The sequence below is a fragment of the Variovorax sp. DAIF25 genome (assembly GCF_050711835.1).
Lineage (GTDB): Bacteria > Pseudomonadota > Gammaproteobacteria > Burkholderiales > Burkholderiaceae_C > Variovorax.
The window spans coordinates 2,058,472-2,078,345 of sequence record NZ_CP136636.1; the positions used below are offsets into that span (position 1 = coordinate 2,058,472).

23 protein-coding genes are annotated in these 19,874 nt (G+C 66.4%); 19 read left to right on the plus strand and 4 right to left on the minus strand.

The annotated features are described in order from the left end of the window. Positions 1-47: 47 nt before the first annotated feature. The 5 genes from acpP (at position 48) to R0232_RS09415 (ending at position 3,500) form a co-directional block, all read left to right on the plus strand. The gene (gene acpP, locus R0232_RS09395; protein WP_007830471.1) at positions 48-287 is read left to right on the plus strand and encodes an acyl carrier protein; all 240 of its coding nucleotides are present in this window, start codon (positions 48-50) and stop codon (positions 285-287) included. Between the two features lie 99 nt (positions 288-386). Beyond that, on the plus strand, positions 387-1,631 hold the full coding sequence (gene fabF, locus R0232_RS09400; RefSeq protein ID WP_057592294.1) for a beta-ketoacyl-ACP synthase II: 1,245 nt from the start codon (positions 387-389) through the stop codon (positions 1,629-1,631). Positions 1,632-1,644: 13 nt separating this feature from the next. Then, positions 1,645-2,142, plus strand: a complete 498-nt coding sequence (locus R0232_RS09405) for a hypothetical protein (protein WP_093348668.1) — start codon at positions 1,645-1,647, stop codon at positions 2,140-2,142. Between the two features lie 13 nt (positions 2,143-2,155). Beyond that, entirely contained in the window at positions 2,156-2,827 is a 672-nt protein-coding gene (gene rpoE / locus R0232_RS09410; RefSeq protein ID WP_093348670.1) for an RNA polymerase sigma factor RpoE, read from the plus strand. A gap of 19 nt (positions 2,828-2,846) precedes the next feature. Continuing rightward, positions 2,847-3,500, plus strand: a complete 654-nt coding sequence (locus R0232_RS09415; RefSeq protein ID WP_093348672.1) for a sigma-E factor negative regulatory protein — start codon at positions 2,847-2,849, stop codon at positions 3,498-3,500. Between the two features lie 36 nt (positions 3,501-3,536). Here R0232_RS09415 and R0232_RS09420 read toward each other — a convergent pair whose 3' ends face one another. After that, positions 3,537-3,689: a hypothetical protein gene (locus R0232_RS09420; protein ID WP_256222762.1), complete on the minus strand. Its 153-nt coding sequence runs from the start codon at positions 3,687-3,689 to the stop codon at positions 3,537-3,539. Between R0232_RS09420 and R0232_RS09425 the strand changes: the two genes are divergently transcribed. From R0232_RS09425 to R0232_RS09490, 14 genes are all read left to right on the plus strand, one after another. After that, positions 3,679-4,605: a MucB/RseB C-terminal domain-containing protein gene (locus tag R0232_RS09425; RefSeq protein WP_256222763.1), complete on the plus strand. Its 927-nt coding sequence runs from the start codon at positions 3,679-3,681 to the stop codon at positions 4,603-4,605. The two genes, R0232_RS09420 and R0232_RS09425, sit on opposite strands and share 11 nt — an antisense overlap. Before the next feature lie 98 nt (positions 4,606-4,703). Beyond that, a complete protein-coding gene (locus R0232_RS09430) occupies positions 4,704-6,191 on the plus strand; it encodes a DegQ family serine endoprotease (protein WP_431511934.1) in 1,488 nt (495 codons plus the stop codon). Between the two features lie 523 nt (positions 6,192-6,714). Then, positions 6,715-8,526 (plus strand): translation elongation factor 4, encoded by a 1,812-nt coding sequence (gene lepA / locus R0232_RS09435; protein WP_208513648.1) that lies wholly within the window; start codon positions 6,715-6,717, stop codon positions 8,524-8,526. Positions 8,527-8,531: 5 nt separating this feature from the next. Next, positions 8,532-9,497 carry a signal peptidase I gene (lepB, locus tag R0232_RS09440; protein ID WP_208513649.1) on the plus strand — a complete coding sequence of 322 codons (966 nt, stop codon included), beginning with the start codon at positions 8,532-8,534 and terminating at the stop codon, positions 9,495-9,497. A gap of 33 nt (positions 9,498-9,530) precedes the next feature. Further along, positions 9,531-9,899, plus strand: a complete 369-nt coding sequence (locus R0232_RS09445) for a DUF4845 domain-containing protein (protein WP_093348686.1) — start codon at positions 9,531-9,533, stop codon at positions 9,897-9,899. Between the two features lie 17 nt (positions 9,900-9,916). Then, positions 9,917-10,603, plus strand: a complete 687-nt coding sequence (rnc, locus tag R0232_RS09450) for a ribonuclease III (RefSeq protein WP_431511935.1) — start codon at positions 9,917-9,919, stop codon at positions 10,601-10,603. A gap of 7 nt (positions 10,604-10,610) precedes the next feature. Continuing rightward, the gene (era, locus tag R0232_RS09455) at positions 10,611-11,585 is read left to right on the plus strand and encodes a GTPase Era (RefSeq protein WP_431511936.1); all 975 of its coding nucleotides are present in this window, start codon (positions 10,611-10,613) and stop codon (positions 11,583-11,585) included. Between the two features lies 1 nt (position 11,586). Further along, on the plus strand, positions 11,587-12,360 hold the full coding sequence (recO, locus tag R0232_RS09460) for a DNA repair protein RecO (protein ID WP_431511937.1): 774 nt from the start codon (positions 11,587-11,589) through the stop codon (positions 12,358-12,360). Further along, entirely contained in the window at positions 12,357-13,133 is a 777-nt protein-coding gene (locus R0232_RS09465) for a pyridoxine 5'-phosphate synthase (protein WP_296780127.1), read from the plus strand. Before recO ends, R0232_RS09465 begins: the two co-directional genes overlap by 4 nt. After that, complete coding sequence (gene acpS, locus R0232_RS09470) at positions 13,130-13,537, plus strand: holo-ACP synthase (RefSeq protein WP_057592281.1); 408 nt, start codon at positions 13,130-13,132, stop codon at positions 13,535-13,537. The genes R0232_RS09465 and acpS overlap by 4 nt, the downstream gene beginning before the upstream one ends. Next, entirely contained in the window at positions 13,534-14,622 is a 1,089-nt protein-coding gene (nagZ, locus tag R0232_RS09475) for a beta-N-acetylhexosaminidase (protein ID WP_431511938.1), read from the plus strand. Before acpS ends, nagZ begins: the two co-directional genes overlap by 4 nt. A gap of 46 nt (positions 14,623-14,668) precedes the next feature. After that, a complete protein-coding gene (locus tag R0232_RS09480; RefSeq protein ID WP_431511939.1) occupies positions 14,669-16,018 on the plus strand; it encodes a galactosyl transferase GMA12/MNN10 family protein in 1,350 nt (449 codons plus the stop codon). A 124-nt stretch (positions 16,019-16,142) separates the two neighbouring features. Beyond that, positions 16,143-16,817: a methyltransferase gene (locus R0232_RS09485; RefSeq protein ID WP_093348704.1), complete on the plus strand. Its 675-nt coding sequence runs from the start codon at positions 16,143-16,145 to the stop codon at positions 16,815-16,817. Positions 16,818-16,830: 13 nt separating this feature from the next. Next, positions 16,831-17,646, plus strand: a complete 816-nt coding sequence (locus R0232_RS09490) for a galactosyltransferase-related protein (protein WP_431511940.1) — start codon at positions 16,831-16,833, stop codon at positions 17,644-17,646. Here the strand turns inward: R0232_RS09490 and R0232_RS09495 are convergent, their stop codons facing one another. The 3 genes from R0232_RS09495 to R0232_RS09505 all read right to left on the minus strand — a co-directional run bounded on the left by R0232_RS09495 (position 17,647) and on the right by R0232_RS09505 (position 19,854). Beyond that, a complete protein-coding gene (locus tag R0232_RS09495) occupies positions 17,647-18,555 on the minus strand; it encodes a hypothetical protein (RefSeq protein WP_208513656.1) in 909 nt (302 codons plus the stop codon). Positions 18,556-18,582: 27 nt separating this feature from the next. Continuing rightward, positions 18,583-19,209 carry a hypothetical protein gene (locus tag R0232_RS09500; protein WP_208513657.1) on the minus strand — a complete coding sequence of 209 codons (627 nt, stop codon included), beginning with the start codon at positions 19,207-19,209 and terminating at the stop codon, positions 18,583-18,585. Between the two features lie 96 nt (positions 19,210-19,305). After that, positions 19,306-19,854, minus strand: coding sequence for a YgjP-like metallopeptidase domain-containing protein (locus tag R0232_RS09505; RefSeq protein ID WP_431511941.1), 549 nt, complete (start codon positions 19,852-19,854; stop codon positions 19,306-19,308). Positions 19,855-19,874: the final 20 nt, after the last annotated feature.

Below are 19,874 nucleotides of genomic sequence, written 5' to 3' on the forward strand. Positions count from 1 at the left end.
GCCCGGCTAAAATCCACCGGTTACCTACAACCCTCAGAGGGAATCAAATGAGCGATATCGAAGCACGTGTCAAGAAAATCATCGCCGAGCAGCTCGGCGTGGAAGAGTCCCAAGTGACGAACGAAAAGGCTTTCGTGGCCGACCTCGGCGCTGACTCGCTCGACACGGTCGAACTCGTGATGGCACTCGAAGACGAATTCGGCATCGAGATCCCCGACGAAGACGCCGAAAAGATCACCACGGTGCAAAACGCCGTCGACTACGCCACCAAGAATCAAAAGGCCTGATCGGCCCCAACTGACGACACTGCGGCGGCCGGCGGCTTTCTTTCGGAACCGCATGCGCCGAGCGGCCGTCGTCCAGCGCTTCCAGAAAGGTTTGCCGGCATGACCAAACGCCGCGTCGTCGTGACCGGACTCGGTTGCATCGCTCCCGTCGGAAACACGGTGGCCGATTCCTGGGCCAACCTGTTGGCGGGAAATTCGGGCATCGCGAACATCACCGCGTTCGATGCGAGCGCCTTCGCCTGCAAGTTCGCGGGCGAGGTGAAGGGTTTCGACATCGCCCAATACATCTCCGAGAAGGAAGCGCGCCACATGGACCGCTTCATCCATCTCGGGATGGCCGCCGCGATCCAGGCGGTGCAGGACAGCGGGCTCAAGACCGGCGAAGAACTCCCGTACGAGGAAGCGGTCCGCATCGGCTGCAACATCGGTTCGGGCATCGGCGGCCTGCCGATGATCGAGGCCACGCACGGCGAGCTGGTGAACCGCGGCCCACGCCGCGTGTCGCCGTTCTTCGTGCCGGCGTCGATCATCAACATGATCTCGGGCCACGTGTCGATCAAGTACGGCTTCAAGGGCCCGAACATCGCCGTGGTCACCGCCTGCACCACCGGCCTGCATGCCATCGGCACTTCGGCGCGCATGATCGAGTACGGCGACGCCGACGTGATGATCGCGGGCGGCGCCGAGTCGACCATCTCTCCGCTCGGCATCGGTGGCTTCACCGCGCCGCGCGCGCTCAGCACGCGCAACGACGATCCCGCCACGGCCTCGCGTCCGTGGGACAAGGATCGCGACGGCTTCGTGCTCGGCGAGGGTGCGGGCGTGGTCGTGCTCGAGGAGTACGAACATGCCAAGGCACGCGGCGCCAAGATCTACGCCGAAGTCGCGGGCTTCGGCCTGACGGGCGATGCGTACCACATGACGGCGCCCGACGTCGACGGCCCGCGCCGTTCGATGGTCATGGCGCTCGCCAATGCGGGCGTCAATCCGGACCAGGTGCAGTACCTCAATGCGCACGGCACATCGACGCAGCTCGGCGACCTCAACGAGACGAATGCGATCAAGAACGCCTTCGGCGACCATGCGAAGAAGCTGGTCGTGAATTCGACCAAGTCCATGACCGGCCACCTGCTGGGCGGCGCGGGCGGCATCGAATCGGTGTTCACGGTGTTGGCCCTGCATCACCAGAAGAGCCCGCCGACGATCAACATCTTCAACCAGGATCCGGAGTGCGATCTCGACTACTGCGCCAACGAGGCGCGCGATCTGAAGATCGATGTCGCGGTCAAGAACAACTTCGGCTTCGGCGGCACCAACGGCACGCTGGTGTTCAAGCGCGCTTGAGTCTTCATCTCCCATGCACGGCGCACCGTCGGTGACCTACCCGGTGGGGCGCTCGCGTGGCGCAGCCCGCCTCCTGACCGTGGTCTGGGCACTCGGCGCGCTCTGCGCGGGTGCGTCCTGCTACTTTTTCGATAGCGTTGGCTGGCGCCATGCGCTGCTGCTGCTCAGCGTGCTGTTCGCAGGGGCGGCCGCCGGCATCGGCCTGCGCCGCGACGGCGCGGGTCTTCTTCATTTCGACGGCCAGTTCTGGTCGCTGGCGCCCGCGGCTTCCGATGCCGCGGATCCGGCGCGCTCGGTCCTGGCCGCGCGCGCCGTCGTCGCGCTCGACCTGCAATCGCTGCTGCTGCTGCGCCTGAGCGAACCGGGCCGGCCGCATCGCTGGCTCTGGGTCGAGCGGCAGACGATGCCCGAGCGCTGGCGCGATCTGCGCCGTGCGGTATATTCGCGCCCCCCCGCTGCCGACACCGGCGGCGATGTCTGGCGCGCGACCGCACCCGCCGACGCACCCTGAAATCCCCCTCTCGATGACCACGTCCCCGCCGCCCGTGCCGCCGGATTCCGGCTTGACCGACGCCGCTGCGGCGCCGCGTCCGGGCGAGATCGACTTCCAGCTCGTGCAGCGCACGGTGGCGGGCGACCAGAAGGCCTTCGAACTGCTGGTCATCAAGTACCAGCGCCGCATCGAGCGCCTGATCGGGCGCATGGTGCGCGATGTCGACCTGGTCGAGGACATCGCGCAGGAAACCTTCATCCGCGCCTATCGTGCACTGCACCAATTCCGCGGCGAGGCGCAGTTCTACACCTGGCTCTACCGGATTGCGGTGAACACCGCGAAGAAGGCGCTGGTCGACATGAAGCGCGACCCGACCATCTCGGAAAGCGCCCTGCGGCCTTCTTCCGAGGACGACGATGAAACTTACCGTCCGGGAAACGAACCAACCACCGACGAAACCCCCGAATCGGTCATGGCGGCCAACGAAATCGCGGCCGCGGTCGAGTCCGCCATGGAAGCGCTCCCCGCGGAGTTGCGCCAGGCAGTCACGCTGCGCGAGATCGAGGGCATGAGTTACGAAGAGATTGCCGAAGTCATGGATTGCCCTATCGGCACCGTGCGTTCGCGGATCTTCCGTGCGCGCGAGGCCATTTCGGCCAGGGTCAAACCGCTGCTCGACAACCAGTCGGGCAAGCGTTGGTAAGCAAAATCAGGTGAACGAAATGAATCAGACGATGACGGTTCGAGAACAGGTGTCGGCGCTCGCGGATGGTCATTTGCAGGGCGACGAGTTCGCGCAGGCCATCGACAAGGTCTGCGGCGACGAGGAGTACCGCGCGGCGTGGCAGGCCTACCATGTGGTGGGCGACGTGCTGCGTTCGAGCGCCAACGTGGCGTGCAGCGACAGCAGCGCTTTCCTGGCCCGCTTCCAGCAGCGGCTGGCGGCCGAGCCGGTGTCGATCCGGCCCGTGGCGGCCGTTCCCGAGGCCCAGGTGGTGCCGCTTCAGCGTCGCGCCGACGCGGCCAACGAGCCGGTCTTCCGCTGGAAGCTGGTGGCCGGTGCCGCTTCGCTGGTGGCCGTGGCCGCCATCAGTTGGAGCTGGGTCGGCAGCGGTGTCGTCAACGGCCCGGCCGGTGCCCAACTGGCGCAGCAACAACCCGTGTCGGGCCCGGTGCTCGCATCGGCCGCCACCAATGGCGCGCAGGGCTCGACGCTCACGCCCACGCGCGTGATCGTGGGCAACGGCAAGCCGCAGGTGATGCTGCGCGATCCGCGCCTGGACCAGTTGCTCGAGGCACACCAGCAGGCGGGCGGCGCCTCGCAAATGCCTTCCGGTTTCCTGCGCAACGCGACCTTCGAAGGGCCCACGCGCTGAGCGCGCGCCTCTGCCTCCTTCCCTGCCAATGACTGTTCAGATGCCGATCTCCGCACGTGCGTTCGTGCTCGTGCTTGCCGCTTTTTGCATCGCGCAGATCGCTTCCGCGCAGACCCGTTCCAGTGCGGCGAACACCCGGGGCGCGGCATCGGCCCAGGCGGCGGGCGAGCCGCCCGCCATGAGCGTCACCGAGTGGCTGCAGCGCATGCACGCGGGCGCGCGCCAGCGCAATTACGTCGGGACCTTCGTGGTGTCCGCGCCCGGCGGCGATCTGTCGAGTGCGCGCATCTGGCATGTGCGCGACGGCGAGCAGCAGATCGAACGCATCGAGGCGCTGAGCGGCCCGCAGCGTTCGACCTTCCGCCGCAACCAGAGCGTCATGACCTTCCTGCCCGAAGCCAAGGTGGTGAAGGTCGAGAAGCGCGAGAACCTCGATCTCTTCCCCAATCTGCCCGACAAGCAGGATTCGTCGATCGGCGAGTTCTACGACGTGCGGCCCATCGGCAAGGACCGCGTGGCCGGCTTCGACGCGGACGTGGTGCAACTGACGCCGCACGACGGCCTGCGCTTCGGCTATCGCATCTGGAGCGAGCGCCGCACCGGGCTGGTCGTCAAGCTGCAGACGCTCGACGACCAGTCGCGCGTGGTCGAGCAATCGGCCTTCTCCGAGCTGCAGCTCGACGTGCCCGTGAAGGCCCAGGCCTTGGCGCAGATGATGGCCAACACCGCCGGCTATCGCATCGAGAAGCTCGAGCTCGAGCGCACCAGCGCGCAGGACGAGGGCTGGACCCTGAGCGCGCCGGTGGCCGGCTTCAAGCCGCGCAGCTTCTTCCGGCGGCCGGCCGCGGGCGGCGACAAGAACGCCGCGACGCAGGACCGTACCGTGCAATGGATCTTCTCCGATGGCCTCGCCTCGGTGTCGCTCTTCATCGAGCGCTACGACGCCAAGCGCGCACCGCGCGACGGCGTGCTGACCATCGGCGCGACCAATGCGATCCGCAGGCGCTTGCCCGAGCCGGCCAACGACTGGTGGCTCACGGCGGTAGGCGAAGTGCCGCAGCAAACCCTGGACGCCTTCGCGCAGAGCCTCGCACGCACGCGTTGAAAAGAACATGTCCGACACCTTTCTCGCCCGATCCGGCGAGAAGCGGAAACTCTCAGTACCTGTTTCGAGTCGCAGCCGTTCTCTTTGAAAGACAACCGATGATGTTCAAGATCGAGGGACACAAGCTCCGTTCCGGCGTGTTCGCGTCCATGCTGGCGCTCACGGCCGGGTTGGCGTTCATGCCGGCCGAGCCGGTGCACGCGCAGACCGCCACCCGTACGCTGCCCGACTTCACCGACCTGGTGGACCAGGTCGGCCCGTCGGTGGTCAACATCCGCACCGTCGAGAAGGTGGCGCAGCGCAGCGGCAATGGCGGCGAGATGGATGAGGAGATGCAGGAGTTCTTCCGCCGCTTCTTCGGCCAACCGATTCCCGGCACTCCGCGCCAGGGGCCGCGCCCCAACCGGCCGCAGCCGCAGGAAGAAGAACGCCCGCGCGGCGTGGGCTCCGGTTTCATCCTCACAGCCGACGGCTACGTGATGACCAATGCGCACGTGGTCGAGGACGCCTCGGAGGTGATGGTCACGCTGCCCGACAAGCGCGAGTTCAAGGCCCGCATCGTCGGCGCCGACAAGCGCACCGACGTGGCTGTGGTGAAGATCGAGGCCACCGGCCTGCCGGCCGTGAAGGTAGGCGACATCTCCAAGCTGCGCGTGGGCGAATGGGTGATGGCCATCGGTTCGCCTTTCGGTCTCGAGAACACCGTCACCGCGGGCATCGTGAGCGCCAAGCAGCGCGACACCGGCGAGTACCTGCCGTTCATCCAGACCGACGTGGCGATCAACCCCGGCAACTCGGGCGGTCCGCTGATCAACATGCGTGGCGAGGTCGTCGGCATCAACAGCCAGATCTATTCGCGCTCGGGCGGCTTCATGGGCATCTCGTTCTCGATCCCGATCGACGAAGCGATCCGCGTGAGCGAACAGCTACGCACCTCGGGCCGCGTCTCGCGCGGACGCATCGGCGTGCAGATCGATCAGGTCACCAAGGACGTCGCCGAATCGATCGGCCTGGGCAAGGCGCAGGGCGCGCTGGTGCGCAGCGTCGAGGCCGGTTCGCCGGGCGAGAAGGCCGGCGTGGAGCCGGGCGACATCATCACCAAGTTCGACGGCAAGGCGATCGAGAAGCCGAGCGATCTGCCGCGCCTGGTGGGCAACACCAAGCCCGGCACCAAGAGCACGCTGACGGTGTTCCGCCGCGGCAGCTCGCGCGACCTGAGCGTGACCATCGCCGAGATCGAGCCCGACAAGCCGGCCAAGCGCGCCACCGACCGCGAGGAGCCGGCGCCCAAGCCGCAGGCTTCGGCCGCCGCCAAGTCGCTGGGCCTCGCGGTCAGCGACCTGAGCGATGCGCAGAAGAAGGAGCTCAAGCTCAAGGGCGGCGTGAAGGTCGACGCCGCGAACGAGGCCGCGGCGCGTGCCGGCCTGCGCGAGGGCGACATCATCCTGGCCGTGGGCAACATCGAGGTCTTGAACGCCCGCGAATTCGAGTCGGCCGTGGGCAAGGCCGACAAGAGCAAGCCGCTCAGCGTGCTGTTCCGCCGTGGCGAGTGGGCGCAGTACGCGCTCATCCGGCCCGCACGCTGATCCCGGCGGTGCCGTCAAGTGGCCCCACCCGTCAGTCGGGTTTGGGGCCATTTTTTTGAGCTGTTTGCGACGCTTCGGCGCGCCGCTCTAAAAAAATCTGCATCGGCCCCGAGCCGGTGATTTGTTAGTGATTGCTGACTTAAGGAAGGGCTAAGGACCGTTTTCGGTAGAATAGCGGCCTCTCGGCGGCGAGTCGGCGCATAAGCCGAGCGGTCTCCTTCACGATGCGAGATGTTAGGTGACAGTCCACCGACGCTCCACAGATCGCCCACAAGTTGTTCAGAGAGTGCTCCACCAAGCCTGTTGATAAGTTGTTTATAAGTTGCTTGTTGTTGACCCGCAACGACCTGTTTGGACCCTGTTCCCGGATGTACGTGCTTCCCTTTTTGCCTACAATGAAGTTCCAACTACTGCAGTTGCCATTGCTTGTTGGTTCAGGGCGCGTCTCCAGGAGACGCGCCCTTTTTTCTTGCCTGTTGCCCTCTGTGCACGAGCCAATTCAAGTACTTAAGCGTTCCCGTTGATGAATCACATCAGAAATTTTTCGATCATTGCGCACATCGATCATGGCAAGTCGACGCTCGCAGACCGTTTGATCCAGCGCTGCGGCGGCCTCGCGGAACGCGAGATGGAAGCGCAGGTGCTCGACTCGATGGACATCGAGAAAGAGCGTGGGATAACCATCAAGGCACAGACCGCGGCACTGCACTACAAGGCACGCGATGGACAGGTCTACAACCTCAATCTGATCGACACGCCGGGCCACGTCGACTTCTCTTATGAAGTGAGTCGCTCGCTGTCGGCATGCGAAGGCGCACTGCTCGTCGTCGATGCATCGCAAGGCGTGGAAGCGCAGACGGTGGCCAACTGCTACACCGCGCTCGACCTCGGTGTCGAAGTGGTGCCCGTGCTCAACAAGATGGATCTGCCGAACGCCGATCCCGACAACGCACGCACCGAGATCGAAGACGTGATCGGCATCGACGCGACCGATGCGATTCCCTGTTCGGCGAAGACCGGCCTGGGCATCGACGACATCCTCGAGGCGATCGTGCACAAGATGCCGGCACCGCGCGGCAATCCCGACGCCGCGCTGCGCGCGATGATCGTCGACAGCTGGTTCGATCCGTACGTCGGCGTCGTGATGCTGGTGCGCGTGGTCGACGGCCGGCTCGCGAAGGGCGACCGCATCAAGATGATGGCCTCGGGCGCCAGCTACAACGCCGACAACGTCGGTGTCTTCACGCCGGCCAACGAGCCGCGCGCTTCGCTCGAGGCGGGCGAGGTGGGCTACATCATCGCGGGCATCAAGGAGCTGCAGGCCGCGAAGGTCGGCGACACCGTCACGCTGATCAAGCCGGGCACGGGCGGTGCGGCCGCCACCGCGACCGAGGCGCTGCCGGGCTTCAAGGAAATCCAGCCGCAGGTGTTCGCCGGTCTCTATCCGACCGAAGCCAGCGAGTACGACTCGCTGCGCGACGCGCTCGAGAAGCTCAAGCTCAACGACTCCTCGCTGCGTTACGAGCCCGAGGTGAGCCAGGCGCTGGGCTTCGGCTTCCGCTGCGGCTTCCTCGGCCTGCTGCACATGGAGATCGTGCAGGAGCGCCTGGAACGCGAGTTCGACCAGGACCTGATCACGACCGCGCCGAGCGTGGTCTACCAGGTGGTGCGCAGCGACGGCGAGGTCATCATGGTCGAGAACCCGTCCAAGATGCCCGAGGTCGGCAAGATGAGCGAGATCCGCGAGCCGATCGTGACCGTGCATCTGTACATGCCGCAGGAATACGTCGGCGCCGTCATGACGCTCGCCAACCAGAAGCGCGGCGTGCAGATGAACATGGCCTATCACGGCCGCCAGGTCATGCTGACCTACGAGATGCCGCTCGGCGAGATCGTGCTCGACTTCTTCGACAAGCTGAAGTCGGTCAGCCGCGGCTATGCCTCCATGGACTACGAGTTCAAGGAGTACCGCGCCTCCGACGTGGTCAAGGTCGACATCCTGCTCAACGGCGAGAAGGTCGATGCGCTCTCGATCATCGTGCACCGCACCCAGTCGCAGTACCGCGGCCGCGCGGTGGTGTCGAAGATGCGCGAGATCATCTCGCGCCAGATGTTCGACGTGGCCATCCAGGCCGCCATCGGGGTCAACATCATTGCGCGTGAGACAATCAAGGCGCTGCGCAAGAACGTGCTGGCCAAGTGCTACGGCGGCGACATCACCCGCAAGAAGAAGCTGCTCGAGAAGCAGAAGGCGGGCAAGAAAAGAATGAAGCAGATCGGCTCGGTCGAGGTCCCGCAAGAGGCCTTCCTCGCGATCCTGCAAGTCGAAGACTGATCAACATGGCATTCATCACCTCCCTCATCCTCGCGGCATTCGCCGGCTACATCGGCGCCTGGTACTTCGGAGCGATCGAGGGCAACTTCGCCTTGCTGTTGTTCCTGGCCACGGTGGTCACCGGCCTTTACTGGCTGGCCGAGCGCTTCTACTTCCTGCCGCGGCGCGAGCGCGCGGCGGCCGCGCTCGAGAGCTCGCTGGCCGAGCGCAATGCGCGGCTGGCCGGCCAGGGCATCAAGCAGGTCGACACCGCCGACGCCAAGGCCAGCGAGCGGCTGCTGATGCAGCCCTGGTGGCTCGACTGGACCGCCGGGCTGTTCCCCGTGATCCTGGTCGTGTTCCTGCTGCGCTCGTTCCTCTACGAGCCGTTCAAGATTCCCTCGGGCTCGATGATGCCCACGCTGCTCACCGGCGACCTGATCCTGGTCAACAAGTTCACCTACGGCCTGCGGCTGCCGGTGATCAACACCAAGATCACCGACGGCACGCCGCTGGCGCGCGGCGACGTGGTGGTGTTCCGCTACCCGCCCAAGCCGAGCCAGGACTACATCAAGCGCGTGGTCGGCATTCCAGGCGACGAAGTGGCCTACCTGAACAAGAAGCTCACGATCAACGGCCAGCCGGTCTCGAAGGAGGCCGCGCCCGACTACCTCGACGGCGAGTCGATGCGCCTGCTCAAGCAGTTCGACGAGAACCTCGCGGGCAAGCAGCACAAGATCCTCAACGACGACGCCGGCCCCGCCTTCGTGCCCGGCGCCAGCGACTTCCCCTTCCGCGAGAACTGCCGCTACTCGGTCGAAGGCGTCACCTGCAAGGTGCCGGCCGGCAACTACTTCATGATGGGCGACAACCGCGATAATTCGGCCGACTCCCGTTTCTGGGGCTTCGTGCCGGACAAGAACATCGTGGGCAGGGCCTTCTTCGTCTGGATGAACTTCGGCGACCTGGGACGCATCGGTCCGTTTCAATAAGCATCAAGCAAATCGTTCGAGGGGTATGAGGGTATGAGAACTGTTCGGTCCAGCCGGAACAGTGCGGCGCGCCAGCGCGGCATCTCGTTCATCGGGCTCGTGTTCGTGGCCGTCGTGCTGGCCTGTGTGGGCGTCGTCGTCGCCCAGGTCATCCCGACGCTGATCGAGTACCAGGCGATCTACAAGGCCGCCAACAAGGCCAAGGAAGGCAGCACCGTGCCCGAGATCCGCGCCATCTTCGATCGCGCCCAGGCCATCGACGACTTCCAGTCGGTCACCGGCAAGGACCTCGACATCAAGAAGGTCAACGACAAGGTCGTGGTGGCCTTCTCCTACGAGCGCGAGATCCCGCTGTTCGGCCCCGCCTACCTCGTGCTCAAGTACAAGGGCGAGACCAACTGAACGCCCAGGGAAGCAAGGTGGACGGCGGCCTCACGGCGCTCCAGTCGCGCCTGAAGTACACGTTCGCCGACCCGCGGCTGTTGCAGCTCGCGCTCACGCACCGCAGTTTCTCCGCCGACCACAACGAGCGCCTCGAGTTCCTCGGCGACTCGGTGCTGAACCTGGCGGTCTCGCACCTGCTCTACACCCGCCTCGCGGCCCTGCCCGAAGGCGACCTGTCGCGCGTGCGTGCCAACCTCGTGAAGCAGGACACCCTGCACCGGCTGGCCGTGGGCCTCGCGCTCTCGCCGCTGCTGCGGCTGGGCGAGGGCGAAGCCCGCTCGGGCGGTCCGAACCGGCCCTCGATCCTGGCCGACGCGCTCGAGGCGCTGATCGGCGCGGTCTACCTCGATACCGGCTTCTCGGCCGCGCAGGCGCTGGTGCACCGGCTCTACGAGGCGGTCGAGATCAATCCGCGCATGGAAGCGGTGGGCAAGGACCCGAAGACCGAATTGCAGGAATGGCTGCAGGGTCACAAAATGAAGCTGCCCGTCTACCGCGTCGCGGGGACACTGGGGGCAGCGCACAAGCAGACCTTCGACGTCGAGTGCGAAGTGCCCGAACTGGGCCTTCGTGAACGCGGCATCGGCGGTTCGCGCCGCGCCGGCGAGCAGGCGGCAGCCGCCGCCATGTTGATCCGCCTCAAGGCACGCGGCGGCGCGTGAAAACGAAATGAACGACGCTATCAAATCAGCAGCACAGCCCCAGGACCCGACGGGCGAATCCAAACCATCGGAAGCCACGGGCCCGCAGCACTGCGGTCTGGTCGCCATCGTCGGCAAGCCCAACGTGGGCAAGTCGACGCTGCTCAACGCGCTGGTCGGCCAGAAGATCAGCATCACCTCGCGCAAGGCGCAGACCACGCGCCACCGCATCACCGGCATGCGCACGCTCGGTGCCACGCAGTTCGTGTTCGTCGACACGCCGGGTTTCCAGACCCTGCACGGCAACGCGCTGAACAAGTCGCTCAACAAGACCGTGCAGGGCGCGGTCGGCGACGTCGACCTGATCCTGTTCGTGGTCGAGGCCGGCAGCTTCACGCCGGCCGACGAGCGCGTGCTCAAGCTGCTCGGCAAGGGCATCCCGACGATCCTGCTGGCCAACAAGCTCGACAACGTCGGGCGCCGCGGCGACATCGCGCCCTGGCTGCAGCAGATGCAGACCAAGCACGAGTTCGCCGAGTTCGTGCCGATGTCGGCCAAGAACGCGAAGGACGTCGAACGCCTGTTCGGCATCTGCGAGAAGTACCTGCCCGAGCAGCCCTGGTTCTACGACGAGGACGAGCTCACCGACCGCAGCGAGAAGTTTCTCGCCAGCGAGCTGGTGCGCGAGAAGCTGTTCCGCCTCACCGGCGACGAGCTGCCCTACACCTCGACCGTCGTCATCGACAAGTTCGACGAGGAAGCGCCGCAGAAGAAGGGCCACAAGCGCCTGCTGCGCATCGCCGCCACCATCGTGGTGGAGCGCGACAGCCACAAGGCGATGGTGATCGGCGACAAGGGCGAGCGCATCAAGCGCATCGGCATGGAAACCCGCGTCGAGCTCGAGAAGCTGGCCGACGCCAAGGTGTTCCTCGAACTCTGGGTCAAGGTGCGTTCGGGCTGGGCCGACGACGAGGCCCGCGTGCGCTCGTTCGGCTACGAATGAAGTGGTCGCCGCCCACCGCGTTTCGCACGAACCGGCCTATGTGCTCCATCGCTACGACTGGAGCGAGTCGAGCCTGATCCTCGAGGTCTTCACCCGCCACCACGGGCGCATCGCGCTCGTGGCCAAGGGGGCGAAGCGGCCGAGCTCCAACTTCCGCCCGGTGCTGCTGCCGCTGCAGCCGCTGGAGATCAACTACGGCGGCGATGCCGAGATCCGCACCCTCAAGGGCGCGGAATGGATGGGCGGCCACGTCATGCCCACCGGCGATGCGCTGCTGTCGGGCTACTACCTCAACGAGTTGCTGCTGCGCCTGCTGGCACGCGACGACGCGCACGAGGCCCTGTTCGACGCCTACGGGGGCGTGGTGCAGGTGCTGGCCGGCGACCACGGCGGCGCCCAGGCCGCCACCCAGGCGGCCGCGCTGCGCGCCTTCGAGCTGCTGCTGCTGCGCGGGGTCGGCCTGCTGCCGCAGCTCGACGTGCAGACCCTGACGCTGGAGTCGCTCGAAGCCGGCACCCGCTACGCCCTGGTCGCCGAGGCCGGCCTGCGCGCCGCAGCCGACGACGAGGCCGCGCTGGCCGGCGCCGACTGGCAGCGGCTGCAGGCGGCGCTCGACGACCGCGCGCCGTTCACGGCCACGCTGCGGCTGGTCGCGACCCTGAGCAACGGCAGCAACAGCGCGCTGCGCAACCAGCTGCGCGCGCTGCTCAACTACCATTGCGGCGTGTCCACGCTGCGTACGCGGCAGTTGATGAGAGATATCCAAGCACTATGAGCACTTCCTCTGCCTCGGCCGGCACCACCGCGCTGTCGGTCAATCTCAACAAGGTCGCGCTGGTGCGCAACACGCGCCACCTGGGCATTCCGAGCGTGGTGAAGGCCGCCACCCTGTGCCTGCAGGCCGGCGCCCAGGGCATCACCGTGCATCCGCGGCCCGATGCGCGCCACATCCGCACGCACGACGTGCACGACCTGTCGGCGCTGCTGGCGAAAGACTGGCCCGGCATCGAGTTCAACATCGAGGGCAATCCGTTCCAGAACCTGATGGACTTCGTGCGCGAGCTGCGCCCCCACCAGGCCACCTTCGTGCCCGACAGCGAGACCCAGTCCACCAGCGACCATGGCTGGACCTTCCCCGACGATGCCGAGCGCCTGCGCCCGCTGATCGCGGAAGCCAAGGCGCTGGGCGTGCGCGTCAGCCTGTTCATGGACCCGATCCCCGAGATGATGGCCGCGGCCAAGGCCGTCGGTGCCGACCGCGTCGAGCTCTACACCGAATCCTTCGCAGCCTCGCGCGGCACGCCCGACGAGCAGGCCGTGCTCGAGCGCTACGCGGCCACGGCGCGTGCCGCGCTCGCTGCCGGCCTGGGCCTGAACGCCGGCCACGACCTGAGCCGCGACAACCTCACGCCCTTCCTGAAGGCGGTGCCCGGCGTGCAGGAGGTCTCGATCGGCCATGCCTTCGTGGCCGACGCGCTCGAGCTGGGCTATGCAGCGACCACGCGCGACTACCTGCGCTGCATCGCCGAGGCCCACGCCGCCGCATGATCTACGGCATCGGCACCGACATCTGCGACGTTCGCCGCATCGCCGCGACCTTCGAGCGCCAGGGCGAGCGCTTCGCGCGCCGGGTGCTCAGCGACGCCGAATTCGCGGTCTGGAAGGCCCGCAGCGAGCGCTGGCCCAAGCGCGGCCTCAGCTACCTCGCCACCCGTTTCTCGGCCAAGGAGGCCTTCAGCAAGGCCATCGGCATGGGCATGCGCATGCCGATGAGCTGGCGGCTGTGCGAGATCGCCAACCTGCGCAGCGGCAAGCCGGTGATCGTGCTGCACGGCGAGCTCAAGACCTGGTTCGAGGCGCAGAACCTCACGGCCCACGTCACCGTCACCGACGAAACCGAATACGCCGCGAGCTTCGTGGTGGTCGAACGCAAGGATGGGCCCGCGCCATGAGTGCGAAGACCGAGGAACTGCTTCTCTCGCCGCTGGTCGTCGACGTGGCCGGCACGGCGCTGACCGATGCCGACCGCCGCCGGCTGGCGCATCCGCGCGTGGGCGGCGTGATCCATTTCGCGCGCAACTGGGAAAGCCGCGCGCAGATGACGGCGCTCAATGCCGAGATCAAGGCGATCCGGTCCGACCTGCTGATCTGCGTCGACCACGAGGGCGGGCGGGTGCAGCGCTTTCGCAGCGATGGCTTCACCCACCTGCCGACGATGCAGTCGCTGGGCGAGCTCTGGATGCGCGACGCGATGCAGGCCACCCAGGTCGCGACCGCGGCGGGCCAGGTGCTGGCCGGCGAGTTGCGTGCCTGCGGTGTCGACTTCAGCTTCGCGCCGGTGCTCGACCTCGACCATGGCCGCAGCACCGTGATCGGCACGCGCAGCTTCCACCGCGATCCGCGCGTGGTCGCGCTGCTGGCCAAGAGCCTGATGCACGGCATGCTGCTCGCGGGCATGCGCAACTGCGGCAAGCACTTTCCGGGACACGGCTGGGTCAATGCCGATTCGCATGTCGAGATTCCCGTCGACAAGCGCAACCTCAAGGCCATCCTGGCCGACGACGCGCGGCCCTACGACTGGCTCGGCGGTGCGCTGGCGGCGGTCATGCCGGCGCACGTGATCTATCCGAAGGTCGACAGCCGGCCCGCGGGCTTCTCGCCGCGCTGGCTGCGCGAGATCCTGCGCGGCCGCTTCGGCTTCGACGGCGCCATCTTCAGCGACGACCTCAGCATGGAGGCCGGCCGCTACATCGACGGCGAACTGCTGAGCTTCGCCGACGCGGCGCTGGCTGCGCTGGGCGCCGGCTGCGATCTCGCACTGCTGTGCAACCAGAGCATCGGCGAAGGCCGGCCGCTCGACGAGTTCCTCGACGGCTTCGAAGCCGCCGAACGCGCCGGTCGCTGGCAGCCCGGTGCCGAGGCGCGCGCCAGCGAGGCACGGCGCCGCGGCCTGCTGCCGCAAGGCGAGCCTGTCGACTGGCAGGCGCTCACGCGTTCGCGCGGGTACCTCGATGCGCGCCGCTTGCTCGACATCTAGCGCGACGCCATCGTCGCCCGCGGCGGTCCGCTGCCTGGAGTGACCCATGCCCCTGTGCCTCAGCCTTCTTCAGCGCGCGGACGAGGCGGTGCTGCGCAACCATGCGCACTACTGCCGCCTGTTCGGCTATCCGCACCAGTGGGCCGACACCGAGCGCATCGCCCATCCGGCGCTGCGCGCGAGCGCCAAGTACAGCCAGATCCTGCGCCACCTGCGCACGCTGGCCGAGGGTGACTGGCTGCTGTTCCTCGACGGCGACTCGGTGGTGTTCCATCCGGTCGCGGTCGAGGCGCTGATGCAGGGGCGCGACCTCGTCGCGCTCGAGGGGCCATCGACCGGCGACCGCGCCGGTCCCGCCATGACCAACATGCTGGTGCTGCGCAACACGCCCGGCAACCGCGCGCTGTTGCATCAGCTGATCATCGACGCGGGCCACGTGGTCGCGCTCGAATCGCCGCGCCTCGACGAGACCGCGCGCCTGGCGCCGGCGGGGCTCCTGCCCTGCAACAGCGTGCTGGCCGAGGCCTACGTCAACGTCTCGTGGCGCGTCTCGCAGTGGCACGACGCGCGGGTCTTCGTGGTGAACCTCGCCGCGCTGCCGGTGCCGTTGCCCGACGGTGGCTGGCGCGACGAGATCCTGCACGACCTGAACCTGCAGGCGCTGCTGGTGCGCGAGGTCAACGGCGCCCTGATGCAGGGCCGCCCGGTGCTGCAGCCGCCCGACTATCCGGCGCTGTCCGACGAGGCGTGCACCAGCGTCAATCCGCAGGCGCGCATCGCCTTCCTCACGCTCTACACCCACCACATCGCCACCTACGCGCGCGTGTCGGAGCACAACGTGCGCCGCTACTGCGAGCGCCATGGCCACGCGTACCACGTGTACCGGGCGCTGCCCGAGGCGATCGGGCCCGGCATCAACGGCTCGTGGGTGCGCACCTGGCTGCTGCAGCAGCACCTGGCCCAGCACGACTGGGTGATCTGGGTCGACGCCGACGTGGTCTTCCGCAACCAGGCGCGCCCCTTCGAGCCGCTGCTGCAGGGCCGCGACCTGCTGCTGGCCAAGGACGTCGGTGCCTGGCGCTTCAATTCGGGCGTCATGGGCTTTCGCAACACGCCAGCCAACCTCGCGCTGCTGGAACGCATCTGGGCGCGCATCGGCGAGGTGGCCGACAAGTCCCAGGTCTACAGCAGCCTGGGCGACCAGCACTACACCAACGAGGTGCTGAAGGAGGAGGGCCTGCTCGGCGAGCACAGCGTGCTGGACAACCTCAGCCTCAACACCCCGCCGCTGCTGGCCGACGAGGACACGCTGCTGGTCCATTTCGTGAGCCTGTCCGAGCCCTACCGGTCGGTGTACATGGCCGCCATCGACGCGGCCTCGCAGAAGATCCGTTAGCCGCCGTCCGGGGCGATCAAAGCCCGCGCAACCGTGCAGAACCTGACACCGCGGCGCCCGCCGCGCCAGGGCGCTCCTGTACAGTCGTACGCCCCAGAACAGCAGCGAGAGCAGAGGGATTCCCATGGCACACATAGGCTATTCCTGGCCCACCTTCGACGTCCTGACGCAGGAGATCGTCCGGGCGATCGACCCGCAGCGCATCCTCGACATCGGCGCCGGGGGCGGCAAGTACGGCGCGCTGCTCAAGGACATCGTTCCACGCTGCGAGCTCACCGCGCTCGAATGCGACGAAGCGGCCTTCCCGGGCCTGCGCGAAACGGGCTACCACCACATCCTGCCGATCACCGCCGACGGGCTGTACAAGCAGAGCAGCGACCTCTACGACGTCGTCATCCTCGGCGACGTGATCGAGCACATGCTGCATTCGCAGGGCCGGGACCTGCTGGAGTTCCTCAACTACCGCTCGCGCTATATCCTCATCTCCACGCCCGAGTGCATGCCGATGAGCCGCCCCGTCTTCTTCGAGGGCCACAACTCGCTCTGGCGGCCCGATTCCTTCTCGTGGCACGACTACTGGGCGCACCAGCAGTGCGGCGTGATGCATTTCTACCTGCTGCGCGGCCATGACAACTGGGCCGGCCCCGGCCTGGCGGAAGTGGTCGAGAAGGTGAACGGCGCGGGCATCTTCAACCGCTACCAGGACGAGAAGACCCAGCCGGTGCAGCTCGAGATCCGGGACACCCGCTTCAAGCAGCCCGCGGGCGACGACAACTTCATCCTCTACCGGCCTTTCTGAGAGCCGCAGCGCCATGGCCGAAGCGAACAAGACCTCCCTGCGCGACATCGACATCATCGTGTCGTACCGCGAGGCCAACGAGGAGCGGCGCGAGAACCTCTACACCGTGCTCGCGCACCTGGGGCGCACCTACACCGACTACCGGCTGTGGCTGCTCGAGGCCGCGGCCACGCCGAGCTTCGACTGGCGCCGGCTCGACGATCCGCACATCCGGCATGTCTTCGTGCCGCACGACGGCCCGTTCCCCAAGTCGATGCTCTACAACACCGGCGTGCGGCTCGCGCGCAGCCCGGTGATCTGCTTCCACGATGCCGACTCGATCGCCATGCCGTGGGCGATGCGTGCCTGCGTCGATGCGCTGCTGGAAGGACCGGACAGCGATGCGCTGTGTCCCTACTGGTCGGTGATCAACATCGCCGGTGCGCTCAAGCAGGATTTCATGGCCGATCCGGATCATGCGCGTCTGGCCGTGATCGATCCGAAGAACCTGCCCGAGGACGCGATCGTGCTCTACCCCAATGCGAACGGTGGGATCGTGTTTTTCAAGCGCGGCGAATACATCCGCGTGGGTGGCTACAACGCGCGGCTCGAAGGCTGGGGTGGCGAGGACGACGAACTGCTGCGCCGCGCCTCGCGACTCGGCGTCCGTTGGCATTCGATGGACGTGCCGCTGTTCCATCTGCACCACGATTCGGCGTCGCGCCAAGAGCAAAAGGAGAGCATCCGGGACACGCAGAATCAGCGCGCCCCGGAGGCGATCGTCGACATGACGCAGGATGAAGTCGAGGCCCTGGCGCGCGAGTTGTCGGGCTTCTTCGGGGGCAACTGATCAGGACGCCGTGCCGGCCGCGGAAGTCCTGGCGCGCCACGCAAAGAAATCCGCGAGTGCGGGGCCCAGAACCGCGGTCTGTGGCCGAGCGCTGAACATCTCGAAACCTCGATGCGCCAATCGTTGGCGCAACCCGGGGGCGCTCGTCAGCAGCAGGGCCATGTCGGCCAGTTCATCGCGGGCGACGCCGGCGACGGCATGCCGAAGCTCCGGATAGAAGATCTCGCTGTCCGGATAGAGCTCGCACAGCACGGCCTTGCGGCGTCTGAAAAGCATCGCGAGCCGGGGGATCTCCAAGATGCGCGAGTTGTCGAAAAAATGCATGTTGAGGACCAGCTTGGCACGCCGGATCATCTGGTCGCGATGCGCGCTGTCCCAAAGCATGTTCTCGTTGGAGACCACTCGAAGCCCCTTTCTGCGCATCGCATCGAGGACCTGGGTGCGTCTCTGATTCAGCGAGCCGAAGAAAAGCACGTCGATGTCCTGCAGCGCTTCGGGAAGCAAGTCCTCGACGCTGAAGTTGTCGCCGGCGTCTTCTTCATAGCCGAGAGGGACGTGATGGCCGTTGGGTATGCCCAGCTCGGCATGGCGGGCGAGGTTGTGCCGGCTGTAGTCCCAGACGTAGTGATTGCGCAGCAGCGTCAGATAGGATTCGTTGAACGCCTGCGAGCCCGCGACGAGCTGCTCGAAGTTCAGCACGATGCAGTTGGTCTCCATGCCCTGCAGAACTTCTGGCGCCAGGTGGTGCGCGAAGCAGACCACGTTGATGGCGTCATGGCGCACGGCGGCATGCTCGGTGCTGACTTCGTAGCCCAGCTTCCTGGCAGCGGCGACGAATACATCGACCACGTCGCCGACCATGTGCCGGTCCGCCAGTGAGGTGAAATGCAGCGGGATCGGCGCTGTCACTTCGTGTGCCGTTTCGTAGCGAGTCGTTTACTGCAGGCCGAGGATGTTGCGCTTGTGATAGTAGTCGGCCAGTGCAGCGCGTAGTTCGTTCGCCTTCTGGATCGCCTCAGCAGAGGCTGCCTTGCCCAGGCCGAAGAAGTAGAGATCGTGGCTCGTGTGGTCGTAGTAGAACGACCAGACCGAGAACCAGGCATCGCAGGGAATGATCGCCTTGAAGTCTTCCTCGACCAGGTTCTGGTAGTAGTTCTGCTGCTTTTCCATGGTCAGCGGCGAATCGGTCGGCGCGTAGTCGACCGTGCCGTGCTGCCGCCGCCCCGTCGAGGCGCAGGTCATCACCACGAGACCGGAATCCTTGGCCAGCCGGAGCATGTTGAGCCAGGTCTTGCGCCAGCCGGGGTTGTGCTCCATCGCCTCGCATGAGATGACCACGTCGAACTCGTTGGCCTTGCCGCCGTAGTCCTCGCCATAGCAGACGAGGTCGACCCCCTTGCCTTCGCCCACGTCGAGGCCGATGTACTCGCACTCTTCGAAGAAGCTGCGCACGGAGCCGTTGATGTCCAGGCTGCCGATCTCCAGAACCTTGGTGTGCTGGAAGAGTTCGCCCAGGAACTGCTTGATGCCGCCGACGAAGAACAACTGCTGGGGATGCGACACGGCTGACCTCCGGAACGAAAAGCTCGGCAGTGTAGGGGCCAGCCATGCGGAATTGCGCGAGGCGAATTCAGCGATCCGGCGCTGGTGGGGAAAAGTTTACGATTTGCTCAGGACTTGTTCCGGATTCTTGCCGGCGGCCTCCACGCCCCAGAGTGGCAGGCCATTCGCTTCCAGGTGCGTCAGGTACAGCCGCAGATCGAACTCCAGCTGGTGGTAGTCCGGCTCCATGTGCGTGCACAGCGCATAGAAGGCCTTGTCGTGGTCGCGCTCCTTCATGTGCGCGAGCTCGTGCACGACGATCATGCGCAGCCAGGGGGCCGGCACGGCCTTGAACAGGTTCGCGACGCGGATCTCCTGCTTGGTCTTGAGCTTGCTGCCCTGCACGCGTGACACGGTGGTGTGGGTGCCCAGCGCATGGCGGATCACGTGCAGCTTGCTGTCGAAGATCACCTTCGACAGCGGCCCGGCCTTGCGCATGAACTCGTTCTTGAGCCCGGTCGTGTAGAGGTAGAGCGCCTGGTCGGTCTGCACGGCATGCGCGCCCTCGGGGTAGCGCTCGCGCAGCCAGGTGCCCAGGCGCTCTTCGTCGAGCAGCCGGCGCACCTGCGCCTGCAGCGTCGTCGGATAGGCCGAGAGGTACTTCATGCGCGATGGCGCGACCGATG

Excerpts from the sequence above, each read along its gene's own strand:
- nagZ (WP_431511938.1), top strand. The coding sequence starts at position 13,534 with ATGAGTGCGAAGACCGAGGAACTGCTTCTCTCGCCGCTGGTCGTCGAC.
- era (WP_431511936.1), top strand. The coding sequence starts at position 10,611 with ATGAACGACGCTATCAAATCAGCAGCACAGCCCCAGGACCCGACGGGC.
- lepB (WP_208513649.1), top strand. The coding sequence starts at position 8,532 with ATGGCATTCATCACCTCCCTCATCCTCGCGGCATTCGCCGGCTACATC.
- fabF (WP_057592294.1), top strand. The coding sequence starts at position 387 with ATGACCAAACGCCGCGTCGTCGTGACCGGACTCGGTTGCATCGCTCCC.
- R0232_RS09485 (WP_093348704.1), top strand. The coding sequence starts at position 16,143 with ATGGCACACATAGGCTATTCCTGGCCCACCTTCGACGTCCTGACGCAG.
- R0232_RS09425 (WP_256222763.1), top strand. The coding sequence starts at position 3,679 with ATGAGCGTCACCGAGTGGCTGCAGCGCATGCACGCGGGCGCGCGCCAG.
- R0232_RS09465 (WP_296780127.1), top strand. The coding sequence starts at position 12,357 with ATGAGCACTTCCTCTGCCTCGGCCGGCACCACCGCGCTGTCGGTCAAT.
- R0232_RS09505 (WP_431511941.1), bottom strand. The coding sequence starts at position 19,854 with ATGAAGTACCTCTCGGCCTATCCGACGACGCTGCAGGCGCAGGTGCGC.
- acpS (WP_057592281.1), top strand. The coding sequence starts at position 13,130 with ATGATCTACGGCATCGGCACCGACATCTGCGACGTTCGCCGCATCGCC.
- lepA (WP_208513648.1), top strand. The coding sequence starts at position 6,715 with ATGAATCACATCAGAAATTTTTCGATCATTGCGCACATCGATCATGGC.
- R0232_RS09415 (WP_093348672.1), top strand. The coding sequence starts at position 2,847 with ATGAATCAGACGATGACGGTTCGAGAACAGGTGTCGGCGCTCGCGGAT.
- rpoE (WP_093348670.1), top strand. The coding sequence starts at position 2,156 with ATGACCACGTCCCCGCCGCCCGTGCCGCCGGATTCCGGCTTGACCGAC.
- R0232_RS09430 (WP_431511934.1), top strand. The coding sequence starts at position 4,704 with ATGATGTTCAAGATCGAGGGACACAAGCTCCGTTCCGGCGTGTTCGCG.
- R0232_RS09480 (WP_431511939.1), top strand. The coding sequence starts at position 14,669 with ATGCCCCTGTGCCTCAGCCTTCTTCAGCGCGCGGACGAGGCGGTGCTG.
- R0232_RS09490 (WP_431511940.1), top strand. The coding sequence starts at position 16,831 with ATGGCCGAAGCGAACAAGACCTCCCTGCGCGACATCGACATCATCGTG.
- R0232_RS09445 (WP_093348686.1), top strand. The coding sequence starts at position 9,531 with ATGAGAACTGTTCGGTCCAGCCGGAACAGTGCGGCGCGCCAGCGCGGC.
- R0232_RS09405 (WP_093348668.1), top strand. The coding sequence starts at position 1,645 with ATGCACGGCGCACCGTCGGTGACCTACCCGGTGGGGCGCTCGCGTGGC.
- acpP (WP_007830471.1), top strand. The coding sequence starts at position 48 with ATGAGCGATATCGAAGCACGTGTCAAGAAAATCATCGCCGAGCAGCTC.